17 protein-coding genes are annotated in these 16,160 nt (G+C 55.4%); all 17 read right to left on the bottom strand.

Annotation, left to right across the window (positions count from 1 at the left end; genetic code table 11):
* Positions 1 to 215 precede the first annotated feature (215 nt).
* The 17 genes from DW089_RS05090 to DW089_RS05010 all read right to left on the bottom strand — a co-directional run bounded on the left by DW089_RS05090 (position 216) and on the right by DW089_RS05010 (position 16,029).
* Positions 216 to 1,964 carry a SpoIVB peptidase S55 domain-containing protein gene (locus tag DW089_RS05090; RefSeq protein ID WP_118286882.1) on the bottom strand — a complete coding sequence of 583 codons (1,749 nt, stop codon included), beginning with the start codon at positions 1,962 to 1,964 and terminating at the stop codon, positions 216 to 218.
* Between the two features lie 56 nt (positions 1,965 to 2,020).
* On the bottom strand, positions 2,021 to 2,311 hold the full coding sequence (locus DW089_RS05085) for a hypothetical protein (protein WP_233547558.1): 291 nt from the start codon (positions 2,309 to 2,311) through the stop codon (positions 2,021 to 2,023).
* An 84-nt stretch (positions 2,312 to 2,395) separates the two neighbouring features.
* A complete protein-coding gene (locus DW089_RS05080) occupies positions 2,396 to 3,826 on the bottom strand; it encodes a phosphodiester glycosidase family protein (RefSeq protein WP_231086079.1) in 1,431 nt (476 codons plus the stop codon).
* Positions 3,827 to 3,883: 57 nt separating this feature from the next.
* Positions 3,884 to 4,873, bottom strand: coding sequence for a rod shape-determining protein (locus DW089_RS05075; RefSeq protein ID WP_233547557.1), 990 nt, complete (start codon positions 4,871 to 4,873; stop codon positions 3,884 to 3,886).
* 48 nt (positions 4,874 to 4,921) lie between these two features.
* Complete coding sequence (gene murA, locus DW089_RS05070; RefSeq protein WP_105327436.1) at positions 4,922 to 6,181, bottom strand: UDP-N-acetylglucosamine 1-carboxyvinyltransferase; 1,260 nt, start codon at positions 6,179 to 6,181, stop codon at positions 4,922 to 4,924.
* A 38-nt stretch (positions 6,182 to 6,219) separates the two neighbouring features.
* Positions 6,220 to 6,591: a hypothetical protein gene (locus tag DW089_RS05065; protein ID WP_146109058.1), complete on the bottom strand. Its 372-nt coding sequence runs from the start codon at positions 6,589 to 6,591 to the stop codon at positions 6,220 to 6,222.
* A gap of 235 nt (positions 6,592 to 6,826) precedes the next feature.
* The gene (locus DW089_RS05060) at positions 6,827 to 7,018 is read right to left on the bottom strand and encodes a hypothetical protein (RefSeq protein WP_105326952.1); all 192 of its coding nucleotides are present in this window, start codon (positions 7,016 to 7,018) and stop codon (positions 6,827 to 6,829) included.
* A 56-nt stretch (positions 7,019 to 7,074) separates the two neighbouring features.
* A complete protein-coding gene (gene atpC, locus DW089_RS05055; RefSeq protein ID WP_233547556.1) occupies positions 7,075 to 7,503 on the bottom strand; it encodes an ATP synthase F1 subunit epsilon in 429 nt (142 codons plus the stop codon).
* Positions 7,504 to 7,516: 13 nt separating this feature from the next.
* A complete protein-coding gene (gene atpD / locus DW089_RS05050) occupies positions 7,517 to 8,956 on the bottom strand; it encodes a F0F1 ATP synthase subunit beta (protein ID WP_255419938.1) in 1,440 nt (479 codons plus the stop codon).
* 49 nt (positions 8,957 to 9,005) lie between these two features.
* On the bottom strand, positions 9,006 to 9,914 hold the full coding sequence (gene atpG / locus DW089_RS05045; RefSeq protein ID WP_105326949.1) for an ATP synthase F1 subunit gamma: 909 nt from the start codon (positions 9,912 to 9,914) through the stop codon (positions 9,006 to 9,008).
* 5 nt (positions 9,915 to 9,919) lie between these two features.
* Positions 9,920 to 11,803, bottom strand: coding sequence for a F0F1 ATP synthase subunit alpha (gene atpA, locus DW089_RS05040; RefSeq protein ID WP_105326948.1), 1,884 nt, complete (start codon positions 11,801 to 11,803; stop codon positions 9,920 to 9,922).
* A gap of 42 nt (positions 11,804 to 11,845) precedes the next feature.
* Positions 11,846 to 12,337 carry a F0F1 ATP synthase subunit B gene (gene atpF / locus DW089_RS05035; protein ID WP_105326947.1) on the bottom strand — a complete coding sequence of 164 codons (492 nt, stop codon included), beginning with the start codon at positions 12,335 to 12,337 and terminating at the stop codon, positions 11,846 to 11,848.
* A 46-nt stretch (positions 12,338 to 12,383) separates the two neighbouring features.
* The gene (gene atpE / locus DW089_RS05030; RefSeq protein ID WP_105326946.1) at positions 12,384 to 12,641 is read right to left on the bottom strand and encodes an ATP synthase F0 subunit C; all 258 of its coding nucleotides are present in this window, start codon (positions 12,639 to 12,641) and stop codon (positions 12,384 to 12,386) included.
* A 27-nt stretch (positions 12,642 to 12,668) separates the two neighbouring features.
* Positions 12,669 to 13,382, bottom strand: a complete 714-nt coding sequence (gene atpB / locus DW089_RS05025) for a F0F1 ATP synthase subunit A (RefSeq protein ID WP_105326945.1) — start codon at positions 13,380 to 13,382, stop codon at positions 12,669 to 12,671.
* 7 nt (positions 13,383 to 13,389) lie between these two features.
* Positions 13,390 to 13,746, bottom strand: coding sequence for a hypothetical protein (locus DW089_RS05020; RefSeq protein ID WP_158572325.1), 357 nt, complete (start codon positions 13,744 to 13,746; stop codon positions 13,390 to 13,392).
* A gap of 86 nt (positions 13,747 to 13,832) precedes the next feature.
* Positions 13,833 to 14,996 carry a non-hydrolyzing UDP-N-acetylglucosamine 2-epimerase gene (gene wecB / locus DW089_RS05015; protein ID WP_118286881.1) on the bottom strand — a complete coding sequence of 388 codons (1,164 nt, stop codon included), beginning with the start codon at positions 14,994 to 14,996 and terminating at the stop codon, positions 13,833 to 13,835.
* A gap of 19 nt (positions 14,997 to 15,015) precedes the next feature.
* Positions 15,016 to 16,029, bottom strand: a complete 1,014-nt coding sequence (locus tag DW089_RS05010; protein WP_105327435.1) for a glycosyltransferase family 4 protein — start codon at positions 16,027 to 16,029, stop codon at positions 15,016 to 15,018.
* Positions 16,030 to 16,160 lie beyond the last annotated feature (131 nt).

The raw sequence follows: 16,160 nt of genomic DNA, 5'->3' as shown, positions 1-16,160 counted from the left end.
AACACTGTTACAGCTTGTCAATTGATATACAGAATATTATAACCCATTCAGGGCAAAAAAGGAAAACAGAAACAAGTTTTTTTCTGTACGGCTTCTCAGCCGCACCACAGCAGGGATTTTCCCCCTTCAAGAGCTGACTGTACAGTCAGTTCTTGGCCAAAAACAGGGCGGATTCTCCCATCCAGGGACAGGAAATATCCGCCGCTGCGGTTTTGTTATTTGCCCTTTACCCGGGCCGTAATAGTGGCTTCCCCACTGATGATAAAGTCCATGGGGAATTTCTGCTTGTACTTGCTGCCCCGCAGAATGCCGCTGAGGGAGGAACTGGTCAGCCCCATTTCCTGCTGCTGGTTCTTCCGGCTGGAAGGGCCATAGCTGGGCATCAGGTCCACAATTACTTCGTTGTTGGCATCCATGGTATTGAATTCATCAATAAAGTCCTTCAGTTTCCGCTGAGGCTGCTGGGTCATGGGATTATCCTCGGTCACCAGCTGATCTCCGTCATTGTTATTTTTCTTCTGCTGGCTGGAAATGGCCCGGGTCACCCAGCTGGTGGCATTGCCGCTGCGGACAATCAGGGTCATGGGCCCGCTGGGCTGCTTATCCGGCACCTTGAAGTTGATGGTCCGAGTAATTTCTTCTGCCCGGTAGGGTTTAAAGGTTACGGAAATAGGCAGTACGTCTCCGGGAGCCACTGGCTTCATAGGGATGGAAGCGCCTACCAGCTCTGCCACTTCGCAGCTGGCCGTGGTTTCCACATCCACGTTGACATCTTGGATGGTCACCTTGTTGAACCGGTTGTTCATCAGCATATCGGTGGCGATGTTCAGCTCGGAATCCGTCAGCTTGCCAATATCGGAAGCACTGTAGAACATATTTTCCCGGCGCAGCTGGATGGGATTGTCCTGGTCGTCCTGGGCCGTAATGGTAAAGCGGATTCGGGAGGTGCCGCCGCCCTTTCTGTCCTTGGCCAGGCTCACCGTATTGTAGGTAACCCCGTCCACCAGGGAGGGCACCAGATCCTCATCGGTTACCAGCTGGACATTGGTGCTTTTGTGCACGCCCCGGTCCTTGTCGGTTACGGAAACATACATGGGAATGATGTTGGCGTTCTGCCCCTCTAGGCCCGCTACACCCACCAACCGGTCCTGGCTGATCCGGCCCAGGGTCTTGCCCAGGGTGCCCACCTTAAAGGCACTCTGGATATTGGGCACGGAAGCAAAAATCCAGGCATTGGTCATAAAATAGTCGGAAGCCCCATGCTGCAGGAAGGGGTGCCCAAAGGCCAGTACCCGGCCCTCATCGTCGGTCCAGGTTACCGTGCCGATGGCGCCGATCACCATATCCCCCCGTACCAGGGAGACCCCCACGGAACTGCCCGGCTCCAGTTTTACCTGGTCCAGGTCCGCATTTCCCGCAGGCACGGCGTAGGAAGTCAGCCCAAAAGGCTTCAGCCGTTCGTTCAGGTAGCTGACCCCGTCCGTGGTAAAGCCGCTGACCATAAGCGGCGTGCCCTTGGCCAGGCTGGGCTGGCCGGACTGGAACACAGAAGGCCGGGGGTCCGGCTGGGCAAACAGCTGGAGCATTTCGTCAATGGGGGTAAGAAAGCAATAATTGGGGTCGGAAAAGGCCTGGCCGTAGGCCACAGCGCCCGCCAGCCGTCCGTTGATGTACACCGGACTGCCGCTCATGCCCTGGGCAATGCCGCCGCTTTTTTGCAGCAGGGGCCCGGAGGCCTTGATCAGGATATTATAGCCGCCGGTTTCCGTACCGGTGACCCCCAGCACCTCCACATCGAAGGTTTCGATTTTGGCACCTTCAATGACGGTTTTGCCGTAGCCCGTCATGCCGGGTTTCAATTCTTCCACCGCAATGGTAGGAATGGCAGCCCACACCAGGGACGCCAAAGCAAAAACCCCTGTCAGGGTCAGAATCAAGATGCGCTTCCAGTTCAAAACGTGCATATGCCCTCCATACAGGTAAAGACCGGCGCCGAAGCGTCGGTCTTTTTCGCTAAGTCTTACGGTTCGATTTCAGCAACCACTTGGTCCGCCGAAACTTGTCCGCCGGGGGCTACACTTACCGAAACAACCTTTCCGCTGCAATTGGCTCTGGCGGCGGGTGCCGTCCCTGCCAAAGTCTTTACGGTAACCAGTACCGCCCCTTCCGTTACCTGGGCGCCTACGTTCACCGTACTCACCACCTGACCGGACAGGCTGCTTTTCTGGGGCCGTCCGCCGGCGGCCTGGGCAATGCCAAAGGCCAGGAGGGCGATCATCAAGGCTGCCGCCCATATCTTCTTGCTTTTCATGAATTTATTCAACATGATCAGCACCTCGTTTCTCTATAGTGTACCAGTATTATATACCGAATGGCCATTCTTATGCAAGAAGTGTCACTTCCGGAAGAAGCCCAACGCCACCCGAACCGGCCGTTCTTCCCCATCGGAAGGATCATTCATCACCTTGCCATTGACCACCATTTCACTGGAGCCGCCGCCGTCAAAATTCATGGCCCGGTCGGCCCCCAGGCTCACAAAATAGCGGGCAAATTCCGTCAGGCTCATGCCGGCGCTGACGTCGGAACGGCCGTCCGCCACCACTACCAGCACCGTGCCGTCCTTTTTGATGCCCACGCCCGTCCGGGGCGCCCGTCCTTGGGCAATATCGGGGGCAATCTCCTCCTGGGCAGCGGTTACTTCCACCAGCCCGTCCCACACCAAAAGCGGCCCTGCAGAGCCCACCGAAGGGGCTTCATCTGCCCGGGCGTTCCCCAGGCTTTGGGTTACGGTAAGCTGCTCCCCTCGGCGCAGACCGTTAAGGAACCGGGCCCCCTGGCCGTTTCCGGACAGGACGCTGTAGCCGGCAGTAAGCGGCATATCCCCCCGGGAGCTGATGGCCGTTACCCGGCTGTTGCCGTTGAGCTGCACCTCGGTACCGTAGGAATTGGTATCCGTGGCCGTATCGTAGCCATCGTTAAACAAAATCAGTTCATTGGACAGCCGCATCCGGTTCACCGCACTGATGGGCATACTGTTCCCTTCCTGGTCCTTCACCACACCCTGGTAGGCCAGTCCCGTTTCAATGGAAGGCTGTCCCTTGGCGTCAATCACCAGACCCGTTCTAGGCGTAGTTTCCGAAGCCAACCATTTGTTCTGGATTTTCAGGTTTCCCACCACCCAGATATCACTGTCAAAATAGGAGGCGTTCACCAGGCTTACTGCCCCGGAACGGCGGGCAATCATGGACAGGGTACCCTTTTGGATGGTTTTTCCGTAGCCCGGAATAAAGTCCAGCTTAAATTCGCTGTTAGGCGTCATGGTCAGTACATAGGTACGCACATTCCCCGCTCCCAGATTTACGGTGCTCTGCTTGTAGGTCAGGCCCTTGCCCAGCCACTGGGAAGAGCTGGACCAGTTGGCCGCAGCAGGGTTCTCGTCCCCGGGAGCCCGGGGAAAATCAATCACCAGTCGTTTGGGCCGTCCTAAAGCAAAAATCTTATACTCCGGTACCGGCTGCCGGAACTCAATGACCAGCTGGCTATCCTTTCCCTTGGGGGAAAGCGTGGCCCGTTTCACCCGGGGATCCCGGAGCCGTACCATCTGGGTCCGCTCTGTATCCCCCTTGAAATCTATAATCAGCTGCCGGCCCGAGGTGCGGGCCGTGTATTTTACCGTTTTGTCCAGGCTCAGCACGATTCGGGCCCGCTTGGGGGTAACCCCGCCCCGCATGGCCTCAATATCCGCTGCCTGGGCGCCCAAGGGCGCACCCAGCAGAAGGCCGGCCAAAAGCAGCCGCCCCATCCATTTGGTGTACCGTTTCTTCACTTGTATGCCTCCTAAGACAAAAGGTGCTGCCGCAGCAGCACCCCAAAATTGTTTTCATTATTCCTGAAAGGTAAGTCCTTCGTCCAAAGCCCGGCCTGTTCCAATGGCCACACAGTCCTCCGGCCGTTCTGTCACCCGGACGGGCATCCGCAGCTGCTCGCCCAGCACCTGTGCCAGGCCGTCCAGCTGGGCGCCTCCGCCGGTAAGGACCATACCCTGGGCCAGAACATCCGCCGCCAGTTCTGGCGGGATTTTTTCCAGCGCCCGATGGATACAGGACAGCACCATTTCCAGGGCTTCCTGCATGCCCCGGGCCGTATCCCGGGAGTCCAGCCGCAGGCTGGTGGGAAGGCCGGTAATCATGTCCCGGCCTTTGACAATGAGATTGCCCCGGGCCGCAGCCGGATTCACCGTGCCAATTTCCAATTTGATTTCTTCCGTCAAAGCATCCTCCACCTGGATATTCAGGTGGTTTTTCATATATCGGGACAGGCTTTGGTTAAAGGCCTGCCCTCCCAGCCGCAGGGAAGCGGAGCTGACCAGCTGCCCCATACTGAGCACCGCAGCTTCCGTGGTTTCCGCCCCAAGGGTCACCACCAGGCAGCCCAGGGGTTTCTGTACCGCAAGGCCCGCCCCCAGAGCCGCCGCTAACGGCTCCTCCAGCAGATAGGCCTTGGACGCACCGGCCTGCATGGCAGCCTCCGTGACCGCCCGGCGTTCCACGCCGGTGGCGTCCGTAGGCACGCACAGCATTACCCGGGGCTTGAAGAACAAATTCCGTCCCACCACCCGGGTCAGGGCCGCCTCCAAAAGAGCCTGGGCCCCGTCAAACTCGGCAATGACCCCGTTTACCAAGGGCCGGATTACCCGGATATGGGGAGAGTCCTTGTCAGCCATAGCGGCTGCCTTGGCCCCAATGGCCACGGCTTTTCCCTGCCTGTCATCAAAGGCAACCACGGAGGGTTCCCTTAGGACAATGCCCCGGTTTTTCATGTATACCCGGATATGGTAGGTCCCCAGATCAATCCCCACGTCTGTCTGATGCAAAAGACGGGAAAAGAAACTTCTCTCCATCCGTTTTCTCATACTTCCACCTTACTTTGTCCGCTTGATATCGGCTCCCAGCTTGGTCAGCTTTTCTACCAGGTTTTCGTAGCCCCGGTCAATGTGATGGATATCCGTCACTTCGGTGACTCCATCGGCCACCAGTCCGGCCAGCACCATGGCAGCCCCGGCCCGCAGGTCGGTAGCCCGCACCTGGCAGCCATACAGCTTGGGAACGCCTTCTACCAGGGCAGCCCGGCCGCCGCTGGTTTTGATATTGGCACCCATGCGCAGCAGTTCATCTACGTGCATGAAGCGATTTTCAAATACTGTTTCCAGAACGGAGCTCTGGCCCTTGGCAATGCACATCATGGCCATTACCTGAGCCTGCATATCCGTAGGAAAGCCCGGATAGGGCAGGGTTTTGATGGTGATGGGCTGCAATTCCTTAGGGCCCACCACATGGACATCGTTGATGCCTTCTTCTACAATGGCTCCTGCTTCCCGGAGTTTGGCAATCAGGGGCTTCAGATGTTCACACAGAACATTTTCTACCTTGATATCCCCTTGGGTCATGGCGCCGGCCACCATAAAGGTACCTGCTTCAATCCGGTCGGGAATTACCGTGTGTTCCCCGCCCTTCATGCTTTCCACCCCGTCAATGCGGATGGCAGTGGTACCGGCTCCCCGGACCTTGCCCCCCATCACATTGATGTAGTTGGCCAGGTCCACGATTTCCGGTTCCTGGGCAGCGTTTTCAATGATGGTGGTGCCTTTGGCCATGGAAGCCGCCATCATCAGGTTTTCCGTAGCGCCTACGCTGGGAAAATCCAGATAAATGGTGGTGCCCACCAGACCGTTGGGCGCCGTAGCTTCAATATAGCCATGGCCCTGCTCAATTTTTGCACCTAGGGCTTCAAAGCCCTTCAGATGGATGTCAATGGGACGGGTGCCAATGGCACAGCCCCCGGGCTGGGAAATCTTTGCCCGGCCTACCCGGGCCAGCAGGGAACCCATCACCAGGAAGGAGGCCCGCATGGTGCTTACCAGTTCATAGGGAGCTTCCCAGCTGGTAATCGTCCGGCTGTCAATCTTTAGTGCATGAGGCTGGGGATGGGTAACCTTCATACCCAGACATTCCAATACTTTACAAATGGTGGCTACGTCTTCCAGTTCCGGCACTTCCAAAATGGTACTTCCTTCCGTACCCAAAACTGATGCCGCAATAATCGGCAGCACGGCATTTTTTGCCCCGCTGACCCGCACCGTTCCCTCTAAACGATGCCCACCTCTTACAACCAATTTCTCCACGCCTTGTTCCACACCTTTCTTACATCTCTTACTTGAAATCACTTGCTATTGAGGCCCATCTGTTTGGCATGCCGCGCTTGCTGCGTGCTCAATTGTTCATCCAGGCGTAATCGCATTTCATGCTGTTCTTTATAAGTCTCCGCCTTCCGCTGGGCTTCCAGTTCAGGATGCGCTTCCAGCTGCTGACGGTGTCTTTCCTTCCACAAAGCCCGGGCCTGGTCCGCCCGCTGCTTTCTCTGCCGGGACCGTTCCCGGGCCGCAGCTTCCCGCTGCTGCCGCTTGGACAGGGCCTGATGATGCTTCACCTGTGCCCGGCGGATCAAATACACCAAAAATACCAACGGCGCCATTAAAAAGGTGCCGATAATCCAAAAGTTCCGGTGCTTCATGGGCAGTCTGTGGCTATCCACATAAACAAACCACGTGAGCAGGACAGTAATCAATAAAATGATAAAATTGTGCAATCCGTACGGCACCTCCCACCTCGAATGTCTACGGTACTGCTGGCCACTTTTCGCTCGCTAATTTTGTAACTAAACTATTATACCATACCTGTACCTGTTTGCGGAAACAAATGGCAGGAACACCCTAAAAAAACAAGAGCCGTGGACAAAAGGAAAAGCCTTTTGTTCCACAGCTCCCGTTTTAAAAACGTGATGTATGCATCCGCAGGCGGTCAGCCAAAATATTGTAATACACTTCTTTTTCCTGAATGGTCTTGCGTAGTTTCTTTTTCTGCTCGTCCGTACTGGCTGCAGCCAATCTTTCATTGAGTTCAACCAATTCCAACCGCAGCTGCCCCATTTTACTGGCAGCCATTTTACTGATGAAGTCCATGGCGGCTCCCCCTCTCCTGCCTGCCGCATCCGTCTGCAAATGAGCTTACATCTGTGTTACTCGCTAATGGGATAGGGCTTCACTTTGCCAATGAGAGAAGCCGTCTTCAGCCGGGCCTCAGCCCGCCGCAAGATTTTTTCCGTCTGTTCAATATCGGTCAGGGCATCCGGGTGGTCCAAACGGGCCTGGGCTTCTGCCTGGACCGCCTGATAATGGGCCACATCGATGTTTTCCGCATACTGGGCCCGAGGCGTCAGGATGGTAACCACGTTATCCTTGACCTCGGCGAAACCACCTTCCACGTACACCAGGATCACCTGGCTGTGGGCGTCCTGGAGTTTCAGCGTCCCCTCTCCCAAAACGGCAATCAGCGGACCATGGTTGGCCAAAACGCCGATGCCGCCGTTGACTGTATTCAACAACACATAGGAAATATCCTCTCTACGGACCAATAATTTATCCGGAGTCAGGACTTCCAATTTCATTAACTTGGCCATATCATTCGCCCTTCATTTTCTTGCCCTTGGCCACAGCCTCGTCAATGCTGCCTACCATGTAGAAAGCGCTTTCCGGCAGGTCGTCATGCTTGCCTTCCAGGATTTCCTTAAAACCTTTGATGGTATCCTGTAAGGAAACGTACTTGCCGGGCTGGCCGGTAAACTGTTCTGCCACGAAGAAGGGCTGGCTCAGGAACCGCTGGACCTTTCTGGCCCGGGACACGGTGAGCTTATCAGCCTCGTTCAGTTCTTCCATACCCAGAATGGCGATGATATCCTGGAGCTCCTTGTAGCGCTGGAGGATTTTCTGCACGCCCCGGGCTACCTGGTAGTGCTCCTGGCCAATCACCAGGGGGTCCAAAATCCGGCTGGTGGAAGCCAAAGGATCCACGGCCGGGTAAATGCCCAATTCCACGATTTCACGGGACAGTACCGTAGTTGCATCCAAGTGGGCAAAGGTTGCTGCCGGCGCCGGGTCCGTCAGGTCATCGGCAGGTACGTAAACGGCCTGCACGGAGGTAATGGAACCGGTGCGGGTGGAGGTAATCCGCTCTTCCAGGCCGCCGATTTCGTTGGCCAGGGTGGGCTGATAGCCTACAGCAGAAGGCATACGTCCCAGCAGGGCGGATACTTCAGAACCGGCCTGGATAAACCGGAAAATATTGTCGATGAACAGCAGCACATCCTGGCCGCCTACATCCCGGAAATATTCGGCCATGGTCAGTCCCGTCAGCCCTACTCTCATACGGGCTCCCGGGGGTTCGTTCATCTGGCCGTACACCAGGGCCGTCTTGTCGATAACCCCGGATTCCTTCATTTCGCCCCACAGGTCGTTGCCTTCCCGGGTACGTTCCCCTACGCCGGAGAACACGGAAAAACCCCCGTGGTTAGTGGCGATGTTATGGATCAGTTCCATAATCAGCACGGTCTTGCCTACGCCGGCGCCGCCGAACAGACCAATCTTGCCGCCCAGGGAATAGGGGGCAATCAGGTCCACGACCTTGATGCCGGTTTCCATGATTTTCGTTTCTGTAGCCTGGTCAGCCAGACTGGGAGCCGGCCGGTGAATGGGCCAGTAGTCGGCAGCGTCCACCGGGGTGGGATCGTCGTCCACGGTTTCCCCCAGCACGTTGAAAACCCGGCCCAGGCAGCCCTTGCCTACAGGAACGGTAATGGGCTTGCCGGTATCCAGGGCATCCATGTTCCGGGTCAGGCCGTCGGTAGAGCTCATGGCTACGGCACGGACCACATCGTTGCCAATATGCTGCACCACTTCTGCGGTGAGCTTGACATGGACGTCTTTAGACGCCTGGGCATCAATGGTGATGGCATTATAGATGGCAGGCAGTTCCTTGTCCGGGAAACGGATATCCACTACAGGACCCATGACCTGGACCACTTTCCCCACATGACCTCTGGTCTTGGCGGAAAGTTTGGCCACTGCCGCGTCAATTGCATTCTTATTTTTTTCAGACACGATGGTGCCTCCCTTATTTCAAAGCTTCTGCACCACCGACAATTTCGTTGATTTCGGTGGTAATGCTGGCCTGTCTGACCTTCTGGTAGTAGACCTGCAGCTTGCCCAACAGGGTTTCTGCGTTGTCCGTTGCGGTGGTCATGGCCGTCATCCGGGCGGCCAGCTCACAGGCGGAGCTTTGGATCAGTGCCGTAAAGATCTGGCTGCGCATATAGTAATGGGCCAGGTAGGACAGCATTTGTGCCGGTTCCGGCTCAAAGAGCAGGGTGGTAAAATCGCTCTGGTCCTGGGTATCCCATACTTTTACGGCATCCTCTTCTGCCTTGTCCCCAGCCTTGGGCTGCAGGGGCAGGAGAGGAATGGTCCGGGGCAGCTGCACCATGGCGGATTTGAAGTAGGTGTAGATGATGTTCACCTCATCCACTTCCCCATGGGTAAACATGGCCTCCGCGTAGTCGGCGATTTCTTCCGCCGCCTCAAAGGTGGGCTTTTCGGAGAAACCGTTCCAGCTTTTGGCGATGCTGTAGCCCCAATGGTTCAGGCCAATCTGCATCTGCTTGCCCACGGTAAGCAGGGGGGAATCTTCCTTGCCCCGGAGCTCTACGCCGGTAAACTTGACGATGTTGTTGTTAAATGGACCGGCCAGGCCCTTGTCGGACCCCATAATGATGTAGGCCGTTTTGTACACCGGACGTTTTTCCAAAAGCGGGTTCTGGGAATAGTCCAGGTGCGCCATCACGGACGGGTCACTAAGGGCCAGCTGCAGCAGGCCGCGCAGCTTATCTGCGTACGGCAGGCTGGCATTGGCCCGCTGCTGGGCCTGGTGCATCCGGGCCGACGCCACCATCTGCATGGCGCCGGTAATCTTGCTGATACTGCCCACGGTTTTCATATGGGCTCTAATGCCGCTGGTGTTTGCCACTGGGCTCACCCTCTTTCAGGGGCAGCAGCGCTGGGTACAGCGTCCGGATTGGAAGGTGCAAACAGCTTGCCGAATTCGTCCAGGGCTTCTTCCAGCTGCTGCTTCAGGTCATCGGCCATTTTCTGTTCCTTGGTCAGCCGGGTCAGGATAATGGCGCAATGGCTTTCCATATAGGTCAGCATTTCATGTTCATACCGGGTCACATCTTCCAGAGGCACTTCGTCCAGGAAGCCGTTGTTTACGGCATACAGGGAAATAACCTGCTGGGCCATGCTCATGGGATGGTACTGGCCCTGCTTGAGCATTTCCGTTACCCGGGCGCCTCTGTCCAACTGGGCCTTGGTGGCTTTGTCCAAATCGGAACCGAACTGGGCAAAAGCGGCCAGTTCCCGATACTGGGCCAGAGCCAGCCGCAGGGTACCGGCCACGGATTTCATGGCTTTGGTCTGGGCTGCGCCGCCTACCCGGGATACGGACAGGCCGGCGTTGATAGCCGGACGGACACCGGAGTTGAACAGGTCGGTTTCCAGATAAATCTGGCCGTCGGTAATGGAAATTACGTTGGTGGGAATATATCCGCTGACGTCCCCGGCCTGGGTCTCAATAATGGGCAGAGCCGTCATGGAGCCGCCGCCGTGGCGGGCATTTCTCCGGCAGGCCCGTTCCAAAAGCCGGGAGTGCAGGTAGAATACATCGCCAGGGTAGGCTTCACGTCCGGGGGGACGGCGCAGCAGCAGACTCATGGCACGGTAGGCCACTGCGTGCTTGCTCAGGTCATCATAGACAATCAGCACATCCTTGCCCTGGTCCATGAAATATTCCCCTACTGCGGCACCGGCATAGGGTGCCAGATACTGCATAGGTGCCGTATCAGCAGCGGTAGCCGCCACAATCAGGGTGTAGCCGGCAGCCCCGTACTTTTCAAAGGTATGGGCCAGCCGGGCCACAGAAGATGCTTTCTGGCCAATGGCCACATAAATGCAGATAACGTTCTGATCCTTCTGGTTCAGGATGGTATCGATGGCGATGGCCGTCTTGCCGGTACCTCTGTCCCCGATAATCAGTTCTCTCTGCCCCCGGCCAATAGGTACCAGGGCATCCACGGCCTTGAGGCCGGTCTGCAGCGGTACGTCTACAGGCTGCCGGGCGGCAATGCCCGGAGCGGGAGATTCAATGGCATGGAACGCGGTGGTTTTGATGGCACCCTTGCCGTCCAGGGGCTGGCCCAGCGGGTCAATGATCCGGCCCAGCATTTCGGAACCCACAGGGATTTCCATAACTTCGCCGGTCCGGCGCACAATGTCGCCTTCTTTAATCTTATCGGCGCCGCCCAAAAGCACGATACCTACTTCTTTTTCCCGCAGGTTCTGGACCATGCCGTAAACGCCGTCCCGGAGGGCTACCAATTCGCCGCTCATGGCGCCGCCCAGGCCGCTGGCGGTACAAATACCGTCGCCCACCTTTTCGACCACGCCAATTTCTTCCAGGTCAACCTTATCTTGATACTCTTGGACCCCTTTGGCCAGGGAATCCGTTATGCTTTGGGACGCATCCAAATCCTGGTTGCTCAGGTGGATGGCCTTCATGATGTTGTCCATCTTTTCCAGCTGCCGCTTCATGCTGGCGTCAAAAATATGGTCGCCATACTGCACCAGCACACCACCTACCAGCTTGGGATCCACCTTTTGGCTGTCCAAAATCACCGGCTTGCCAAACTTCTCGGCCAGCAGGCTTTGGAGCAGCTTCACTTCCTCAGCCGACAAAGGCTGTGCCGTACTGACTGTGAGCGGCAGGATGGATTGCCTCTCAAACAGAGCCTTGTCATCGTCAGTGAGGGTCACGCGATCCAGGATCTGTTTCCACAGAGCTGCCTTATTTTCACTGTTCATAGGTTTTACTGCCTCCACAGTTCCTTTTTACAGGGACTTTTGTTATTTCTTTTGCTCTGCCATTGTCTCATCGGTTACTTTGGCGATGAGAGCCTGGTCTTCGGCAGAATTCAGTTTCTGCTCCAGTACCCGGCCGGCAATTTCCGTGCTCAGCGCAATAATCTGTTCCCGCACATCCAGAAGGGCCTTTTTCTTTTCCAGTTCCACGGTTTCCCGGCCGGTAGCCAGGAGTTCTTCCCGCTCCTTCTGGGCAGCTGCCAGGGCTTCGTCATGGAGCTGCTGGGCCATGGTATTGGCCTGGGCCACAATGGCGTTGGCCTGCTGTTTGGCTTCCTTCAGCTGGTTGGCATAGGTTTCCTTCAGTTGTTCTGCCTGCTGCCGGGATTGTTCTGCCGAGTCCATATCCTTGACGATTTTGGTCCGGCGGTCATCCATGGTTTTCAGCAGCGGTTTGTAGGCAAACTTGGCCAAAATCCACAGGAGGATGATGAAGTTCACAATCTGCGCAATCAATGTATAGTTAATACTTACCATTCTTTACCGACACTTCCTTTCTCCCTATGGGGTTCAAAACGGCCCATTAATGGACAAAAGGATTGGCAAAAATCAGCACAATGGCAATAACGGAAGCAATGATAGGAATGGATTCAACCAGGCCGATACCAATCAGCATGTTTACCTGGAAGCTGCCGGCCTGTTCCGGCTGACGAGCCATGCATTCCAAAGCCTTGGAAGCTACCGTAGAGTCCCCGCGGCTAGCTGCCAGGGAAGCACCTACCCCAATCAAAGCTGCTCCCAGAATGGAAGCTACGATAATAAGCGTGTTGTTGTCAATCATGTTTATACACCCTTTCCAGCAAAATTTTTATTTTTCTTTTTCGTGATGCACTTGTTTAAAGATAGGCGCCAGGGCAATCACCGTCAGCATGGTGAAGATGAAAGCCTGCAGGAACCCGATGATCAAGCTGAACCCAATCCACAGGTTGGGCACAACCCAGGGAACCAGCTTGTAAAGCACTACCAGCAAAATTTCACCGGCAAGAATGTTGCCAAACAAACGAAGGGCCATGGTCAGCGGTTTGGACAATTCCTCGATCAAATTCAGGGGAAGCATCAAGGCAAAGGGGGAAACCAAATGCTTGAAATACTTCGGCCCCTGCTGGATGATACCAATAATATACGTTGCCACGGCAACTGTCAGAGACAAGCCCAAAGCCACGTTGATATCGTTGGTGGGAGAGGTCAGATGCACAAAAATGGAAGGCATCATGCCCAATTCGTTGCCAATAAAGATGTACAGGAACAAGGTAATCACAAACGGGGTTGAAATCCGTCGTCCCTCGATTCCCAGGTTGGCATCCATCAATTTATCCAGCCATTCAATAAACATCTCTACCAGGTTCTGAATCCCATAGGGTATCATTTGTACCCGCCGCGTGGCTGCAAAAACAATTGCTGCCACAATAAACATGGTAAGCCAGGACATGTAGAGCGTCTGCATGTTCAGTGTAATGCCGGGCAGCACTTCGGTAGTCCCGTACTCGATGACTCCCGAACTTGCAGCTTCTGCAATTCCCATACCGCAATCACTTCCTTTTTGTTTTGTAGATTTCTATATGGCAGACGGCCATGTGAACCAACAGGGTAACGTTGAAAAAGACAAAGCCCAGCAGCACCAGCGCCGTTTGACCCTGGAGCTTCAGGGACAGCAGCGTCAGGAACAGCAGATAAGCCAGGCGGGTAAACATCATACGCCGCATATACGCGGCAGCCCGCTCCGGCGTTTTCCGCATACCCCGGGCAATGCCCCAAAGGACCAGACCGCTGTCTCCCAAGCCGGCCAGAGCGCCCCACAGGGCACCGGCTATGGTGTGCCAGACCAAAGCACCCGCCAGGATTGCCACTAGAGCCAGCAGGCCCTGGCGGATCATAATCTGTCTCAACTGTAAATTCAGATTTTTTTGAGCGGCAGGGCTAATGCCCTGGGGTTCAAAAGTACCCAATTGTTTCGTGACCATCCTTCACCAGCTTATTTTTTCTCCGTGGTAAACTCCGGCATCAGTTCCACCGGATATCCATGGGTGTGAAGCAGGAAGGAAACAATCCGCTGGGAGGCTTTGCCGTCCCCATAGGGATTGACTGCTTCAGACATTTGTTTGTAGTATTTGGGATCTCCCAACAGGCGGCTGGTAGCCGCATATACATCTTCCTTCCCGGTGCCGATGAGTTTTACGGTACCGGCTGTAACGGCTTCCGGCCGTTCAGTGGTATTGCGTAGCACCAGCACAGGTTTGCCCAGTGCCGGGGCTTCTTCCTGAATGCCGCCGGAATCGGTGAGAACAATGTCCACCTCGGCCATCAGGTTTACAAAGGGTTCATAGTCCATGGGCTCAATCAGGTGTACCCGGTCCATTTTGCCCAGGACCTGTTCGGCCACTTCCCGCACCTTGGGATTCTTATGCATGGGGAAAATGGCTTCCGCTTCCGGGTGGTCCTTCAGTACTTCCTTCAGGGCCGTGTACACATGGCGCATGGGAGCACCCAGGTTCTCCCGGCGGTGGGTGGTCATCAGAATCAGCTTATGGTCGCTGCGGATGGCCTCCTCCAGTTTAGGATTATGGAGATCAAAGCCAGGACGCACCGTGGTCTTTAAGGCATCAATAACCGTGTTGCCGGTAACGTAGATGCCTTCCGGGCTGATGTTTTCCTTTAACAGGTTGCTCTTGGCGGTTTCCGTAGGAGCAAAGTGGTAGTCGGCAATGGCGCCGGTGAGCTTCCGGTTCATTTCCTCCGGGAAAGGAGAATATTTGTCGCCGGTGCGCAGGCCCGCTTCCACGTGGCCCACGGGAATCTGCTTATAGAAGGAAGCCAGCGCCCCCACAAAGGTGGTGGTGGTATCCCCATGGACCAGTACCAGGTCCGGTTTGGCTTCTTCCAGCACAGCCTTCAGGCCCATCAGGGCTTTGTCCGTTACGTCGTACAAAGTCTGTCCGGCCGTCATGATATTCAGATCATAGTCCGGCTTGATCTGGAACAGCTGCAGCACCTGATCCAGCATTTCCCGATGCTGGGCCGTAACGGCTACAATGGGTTCCAAATAATCCGGATACTTCTTCATTTCCAGTACCAGCGGACACATTTTAATAGCTTCCGGCCGTGTACCGAAAATCATCATGACTTTCAATTTGTTCATAACACTCGCGCCCCTTATATCAAGATCTATCCTGTAAGATACCTATTTTCTTTGCGCCGATGAAAATCACTGCCAGCAGGAATACCAGCAGGCCCACGGCATACATCCCTTCCATTTCCGTCAGCAGCACAGCCGTCAGGCACAGGCCGGCGCTGATCAAATACATAAAGATTACAGCCTGCCGCTGGCTAAAGCCCATGGCCAGCAGGCGATGGTGGATATGACCCTTGTCCGGGCTGAAAATGGGATGGCCATTTTTGTAGCGGCGGACAATGGCAAAGGCCGTGTCCATAATGGGCAGGCCCAAAGCAATGGCCGGTACCAGAAGGGCAACCGTAGCCGCGCTCTTTACCGCACCAAAAATGGAAATGGCCGCCAGCATATAGCCCAAAAACAGGCTCCCGGTATCCCCCATGAAAATGGTGGCCGGGTTGAAATTGTACCGGATAAAGCCGATGATGCCGCCGGCCAGGGCCGCCGTAAGAACAGCCACCGGATACATTCCCTGCTGCAGGGCAACCATGATTACCGTAACGGAGGCAATGGCGGAAACGCCGGCTGCCAGACCGTCCAGGCCATCAATCAGGTTCACCACATTGGTGAAGCTGACAATCCAAAATACCGTAAACGGTATGGATAAGTAGTTCAAATAAAAATAACCACCCCAAGGATTGTTCAGCCATTCAATCCGGACCCCGAAAAATACCGGTACCAGAGCTGCCACAATCTGCCCCAGGAGCTTAACTTTGGCGGCCAGCTGGAACATATCATCCAAGATGCCCACAAGAGCAATCACCGTGCCGCCCAGCAGGATGCCCACCACGTCCCGGGTGAGTTCCATACAGGTCAGCGCCGCCGCCATAAAGCCGATAAAAATGGCCAGGCCGCCCATTCTCGGCATAATCCGGTGGTGCACCTTACGGGCATTGGGACGGTCCACCGCCCCTACGCGGAATGCCAGTTTCTTTACAAAAGGAGTAAGCAGCCAGCTTAAAATCAACGAAATGGTCAACGCCAATAAATATGTTTTCACAAAGCAGCCTTTCTGCGGAACACCGCCTACAAATTTCTTCAGCTTATACAGGTTCATTATAGTACAGTTTGAACAAATCTACAATTTTTTCCCGGAGATTCCCCGGACAAATTTGTGATTTTTTGCGAAAA

Origin of the sequence: Acidaminococcus sp. AM05-11, assembly GCF_003472805.1 — a bacterium.
Taxonomy (GTDB): Bacteria; Bacillota; Negativicutes; order Acidaminococcales; family Acidaminococcaceae; genus Acidaminococcus; species Acidaminococcus hominis.
Note: the sequence above shows the minus strand (reverse complement) of the source record. Positions and strands in the feature narration are given on the sequence as shown.

What these genes read in the sequence shown, in the direction of transcription:
- DW089_RS05090 (WP_118286882.1), bottom strand. Translation starts at nt 1,964, where the DNA reads ATGCACGTTTTGAACTGGAAGCGCATCTTGATTCTGACCCTGACAGGG.
- DW089_RS05085 (WP_233547558.1), bottom strand. Translation starts at nt 2,311, where the DNA reads ATGAAAAGCAAGAAGATATGGGCGGCAGCCTTGATGATCGCCCTCCTG.
- DW089_RS05060 (WP_105326952.1), bottom strand. Translation starts at nt 7,018, where the DNA reads ATGGACTTCATCAGTAAAATGGCTGCCAGTAAAATGGGGCAGCTGCGG.
- atpC (WP_233547556.1), bottom strand. Translation starts at nt 7,503, where the DNA reads ATGAAATTGGAAGTCCTGACTCCGGATAAATTATTGGTCCGTAGAGAG.
- atpA (WP_105326948.1), bottom strand. Translation starts at nt 11,803, where the DNA reads ATGAACAGTGAAAATAAGGCAGCTCTGTGGAAACAGATCCTGGATCGC.
- atpF (WP_105326947.1), bottom strand. Translation starts at nt 12,337, where the DNA reads ATGGTAAGTATTAACTATACATTGATTGCGCAGATTGTGAACTTCATC.
- atpE (WP_105326946.1), bottom strand. Translation starts at nt 12,641, where the DNA reads ATGATTGACAACAACACGCTTATTATCGTAGCTTCCATTCTGGGAGCA.
- atpB (WP_105326945.1), bottom strand. Translation starts at nt 13,382, where the DNA reads ATGGGAATTGCAGAAGCTGCAAGTTCGGGAGTCATCGAGTACGGGACT.
- wecB (WP_118286881.1), bottom strand. Translation starts at nt 14,996, where the DNA reads ATGAACAAATTGAAAGTCATGATGATTTTCGGTACACGGCCGGAAGCT.